Source organism: Vescimonas sp., from assembly GCF_057856985.1.
Genome location: NZ_DBLZXX010000034.1, coordinates 1 through 4,653 on the forward strand (window position 1 = coordinate 1; position 4,653 = coordinate 4,653).

Consider the following 4,653-nt stretch of genomic DNA (forward strand, 5'->3'; position numbering starts at 1 on the left):
GCCTCAACCGAACGCTACAGTGGAAGGATGGCTGACTGTTTAGCAGCCGGACATGGTTAGTCCATTAAAAGTCTCGTCAGGCCAATTTCCCTTCCATTGTAGCTTAGGCGTGAGTACGAGAAAAGCACGCCTGGCTGGCGTGCTTTACCCGGCAATTATATTTCTAAATTAAATCTTAGTAACATCAAATAGAAATGTAAGTCTCCATACTTTACGGCCACCCACATAGGAAACAAAAGGATGCTGTCACGTCGGCGATCTTTCGCAGCGTCACTGCTTCAAATCCCTCATCCTGAATCGGATGGGCTTGCAGCCTGCAAGCTCAAAGACCTTTTGTATGTCCTACTAACGGATAGCCACAGGACTGATGACACCTTGCAGTAAAGAGCCAAGGCGAAGAAAACTCTCCGCCTCGGCTCTTTGCTGTCCGGATTTACTTGTCCAATTCAGAAAAATTGCATACACATCACATCCGCTGGCACCCGTTGCCATCTGACAACTATCCCCTTATCTGTGCTTGCCGAGATACGCCTCTTTGATCTTCTCATTGGCCAGCAGCTCCGCGCCGGTGCCGGACATGGTGATGTTCCCCGTCTCCAGCACATAGGCCAGGTCCGCGATCTTCAAGGCCATGTTGGCGTTCTGTTCGATCAGCAGTACCGTCACGCCCTGGCGGTTGATCTCCCGGATGATGGAGAAGATGTCCTGCACCACCAGCGGCGCCAGGCCCAGGGACGGCTCATCCAGCATCATCAGCTTCGGCCGTGACATCAGGGCCCGGCCCACCGCCAGCATCTGCTGTTCGCCGCCGGAGAGGGTGCCGGCGGACTGCCAGTTCCGTTCCTCCAGCCGGGGGAACAGCTCATAGACCCATTTCAGGTCCTTTTCGATCTCCGCTTTGTCCTTGCGGAGGTAGGCTCCCAGCTTCAGGTTCTCCAGCACCGTCAGGTCCGCAAACACCCGCCGCCCCTCCGGGCTCATGGCGATGCCCGCGGAGATGATCTTGTCGATGGGCTTGCCCAGCAGCTCCTCCCCGTTCCACTGGATGGAGCCGGACTCCGCCTTCACCAGGCCGGAGATGGTCCGCAGGGTGGTGGACTTGCCCGCGCCGTTGGCGCCGATCAGGGTGACGATCTTGCCGTCCGGCACCTCCAGGTCGATGCCCCGGAGAGCCTGGATGCCGCCGTAGGACACCCGCAGCTGTTGGATTTTAAGCATCTTCCGCCACCCCCAGGTACGCGTCGATGACGCGCTGATTGTTCTGGATCTCCGCCGGTGTGCCGTCGGCAATCAGCTTGCCGAAGTCCAGCACATAGATCCGGTCGGAGATGTCCATGACCAGGTCCATGTGGTGCTCGATCAGAAACACCGTCAGGCCGAACTTCGTGCGGATCTCCCCGATGAAGGCCGTCAGCTCGTCGGTCTCCTGGGGGTTCATGCCCGCAGCCGGTTCGTCCAGCAGCAGCAGCTGCGGATCCGTGGCCAGGGCCCGGGCGATCTCCAGCCGCCGCTGCTTGCCGTAGGGCAGGGAGTTCGCCTTCTCCCCGGAAACGTCGCTGAGGTTCACCTCCGCCAGCAGCTCTTCCACCCGCTGGCGCTGCCGCGCCTCCTCCTGCCGGTTCAGATGGAAGGTCGCAGTGAGGAGATTGCACGTCGCACGGCAGTGCATGGCCGTCAGCACGTTGTCGAACACCGTCTGGTCCTTCCACAGACGGATATTCTGGAAGGTCCGGGCCATGCCCATCCGGGTAATCTTGTCCGGGGTGGGGGCCAGGGCGTGGGTGTACTCCCCGGCGTGCTCGCCCTTGTAGAGCTTGCGCATCTTGCCCTGGGGGTAGTTTTCCACGATCTTCTCCCCCCGGTACCACACCGCGCCGTTGGTGGGCTGGTACACGCCGGTGATGACGTTGAAGGCCGTAGTCTTGCCCGCGCCGTTGGGGCCGATCAGGGAGACGATCTCCCCCTCGCCTACCTCCAGATTCATGTTGTTCACGGCGATGACGCCGCCGAACTGCATGGTGATATTCTCCAAACGAAGGATCTTCTCACTCATTTCGCCGCCTCCTTCTTTTTCGATTTTCCGGAGAGGCGGGCCCGCAGGCTCCGGGCCACATCAGAGAGCTCCCGGTCCCCCATGAGGCCGCGGCGGAAGAACAGCACCACGATCATGATGATGATGGAGAACACCACCATCCGGAAGCCGGTCCGCAGGAAGGGCACCTTGAAGGCGCCGATATACGTCTCCGTGTCCAGGAACCGCAGCCACCACTCGCTGGCCGCCACGTACAGGAACGAGGCGATGCAGCTGCCGGAGATGGACCCGATGCCGCCGATCACCACGATCAGCAGGATCTCGTAGGTCATGGAGGTGGTGAAGGTCTTGGCTTGGGCCTGGTTGGCGAACATGGCGAACAGGCCGCCGCCCACGCCGGCGAAGAAGGAGCTGATGCAGAAGGCCATCCGCTTGTGCTTGGCCAGGTTGATGCCCATGGCCTCGGCGGCCACCTCATCCTCCCGGATGGCCTTGAAGGCCCGGCCATAGGTGGAGTTGATCAACAACACCATGATCCCGATGCACACTGCCACCAGCAGGAAGGGCACAAAGGTGGAAAGGCGCAGCACCACCTCCCCATTGGCGTTCTCGATGTTGAAGCTGGAGAAGGTGGGAAAGCTCTTCAGCGCGTTGGCGCCGTTGGTGACAGGGCCCAGCCGGTCCCACTGGAAGATGGCCCGGATGATCTCCGCAAAGCCCAGGGTGGCGATGGCCAGGTAGTCGCTCTTCAGCCGCAGCACCGGCAGGCCGATAAGCCAGGCGATCACCGCCGCCACACAGCCCGCCAGGATCAGCGCCGCCAGCACACCCAGGATCAGACCCAGGGCGCCGCCGCCGAACAGCTCCGGCAGGGAGAAATTCACTGCCGAGCCGCCGTAGAGGTAGTAGACGCTCTCCCGGTCGGCAGAGGGAATGGTCAGAATGGCGTAGGTGTAGGCGCCCAGCAGCATGAAGCCCGCCTGCCCCAGGGAGAACAGGCCCGTAAAGCCGTTCAGCAGGTTCAGGGAGGCCGCCACCAGCGCGTACACAGCTCCCTTCTTCAGCACGGTGAACAGCATACTGGTGGGCTGCATGGTGTTCTCCAGCACAATCACCAGGACCAGCAGGGCCGCCACGCAGCCCAGGGCGATCCACGCGCCCCGTTTGCTCTTTTTTTCTTGCAGCATCGTGACGCCCCCTTTACACTTTGTCGGTGGACTTCTCACCGAACAGGCCGGTGGGCTTCACCACCAGGATGATGATGAGCAGCGCGAAGGTGAACGCGTCGGAAAACACACTCCAGTTGGAGCTCTTGATCACCGTCTCGCTGAGACCGATGAGGAATGCCCCCACCACGGCCCCGGGAATGGAGCCGATGCCGCCGAACACTGCCGCCACGAAGGCCCGCAGGCCCGGCAGGGAGCCGGACAGCGGCACGATGGAGGGATAGTTGGTGAAGTACAGCGCAGACCCCACCGCCGCCAGGAAGGAACCGATGACAAAGGTGAAGCTGATGATGTTGTTGATCTTGATGCCCATCAGCTGCGCGGTCTCAAAATCCCGGGAGGCGGCCCGCATGGCCATGCCGATCTTGGTGTGGTTGATGAGCTGGGTCAGCACCACTACCAGCGCCACCACCAGGAATGGCGTAATCACCGTCACCATTTTGGTGGAGGTGCCGGCAATGGTGATCTGACTGGACAGGCCGGGCAGGCTGGGGTACATCTGCGGCAGTCCGCCGGTGATATAGGTGGCCAAATTCTGCAGCAGATAGCTGACGCCGATGGCGGAGATCATGACGCTCATCCGGGGCGCGCTGCGCAGCGGCTTGTAGGCTGCCCGTTCGATGACAAAGCCCAGCAGCACCGTCAGCAGGATCATCAGCGGCAGCGCCACGCCGATGGGCAGGCTTGCGCTGAGATAGACCATGATTAATCCCGCCGCCATGAACACGTCGCCGTGGGCGAAGTTGATCAGGCGCAGGATGCCGTAAACCATGGTGTATCCGATGGCGATCAGGGCGTACTGCCCGCCCAGCGAGATGCCGGAGAGCAGGATGGAAATTCCGTATTGCACAGGGATACCCCCTTTTATTACTCTGGGACCAAGGATTCCCTTGGCCCCAGATATTTCCTCAGGATTCGGATCTCTTTCCGTTTTTCAGCTCACAGTCTGAACTGTCTCCAGTCTCCAGACATTGTTGGCTGGATCTGCAACCTTGATATAGGCGGTATCCCGGATGGCATCACCCAAGTCATCAAACTCAATATGGCCGGAGACGCCGTCATAACTCACGTCAGGCAGCGCCATCATCACATCGCCGGAATCGGCGGAGCCGGCGGCCTTCAGGGCCTCCAGCGCCACATAGTAGGCATCATAGCCCATGGCGGTGACAGCGGCGATGGTGTCGTTGCCGCCGTTGTTGGTCATGGCGGTGGAATCCTCGCTCAGCCAGGCCTTAAAGCCCTCGTCAAACTCTGGAGAGCCGCCCTCCTGGTAGAAGGTGGACACGTACAGCTGTACGTCGCTGCCTGCGGCCGCTTCCAGCACCATATTGCTGTCCAGGGTATCGCCACCGAGGATGGGGATTTCAATTCCCAGAGAAGCAGCCAACTTCACGA

General features: G+C 60.6%; 5 protein-coding genes. All 5 read right to left on the reverse strand.

The window, feature by feature from the left end; all coding sequences use genetic code 11:
* Positions 1-507: 507 nt before the first annotated feature.
* Positions 508-1,218, reverse strand: a complete 711-nt coding sequence (locus tag ACZM22_RS10960; RefSeq protein WP_021750258.1) for an ABC transporter ATP-binding protein — start codon at positions 1,216-1,218, stop codon at positions 508-510.
* Positions 1,211-2,053 carry an ABC transporter ATP-binding protein gene (locus ACZM22_RS10965; protein ID WP_119310847.1) on the reverse strand — a complete coding sequence of 281 codons (843 nt, stop codon included), beginning with the start codon at positions 2,051-2,053 and terminating at the stop codon, positions 1,211-1,213. Before ACZM22_RS10965 ends, ACZM22_RS10960 begins: the two co-directional genes overlap by 8 nt.
* A complete protein-coding gene (locus ACZM22_RS10970) occupies positions 2,050-3,219 on the reverse strand; it encodes a branched-chain amino acid ABC transporter permease (RefSeq protein ID WP_119311652.1) in 1,170 nt (389 codons plus the stop codon). Before ACZM22_RS10970 ends, ACZM22_RS10965 begins: the two co-directional genes overlap by 4 nt.
* Before the next feature lie 13 nt (positions 3,220-3,232).
* Complete coding sequence (locus ACZM22_RS10975; RefSeq protein WP_337542176.1) at positions 3,233-4,114, reverse strand: branched-chain amino acid ABC transporter permease; 882 nt, start codon at positions 4,112-4,114, stop codon at positions 3,233-3,235.
* A 78-nt stretch (positions 4,115-4,192) separates the two neighbouring features.
* On the reverse strand, positions 4,193-4,653 hold a 461-nt coding region (locus ACZM22_RS10980; RefSeq protein ID WP_489544098.1), incomplete at its 5' end, for a type 1 periplasmic-binding domain-containing protein.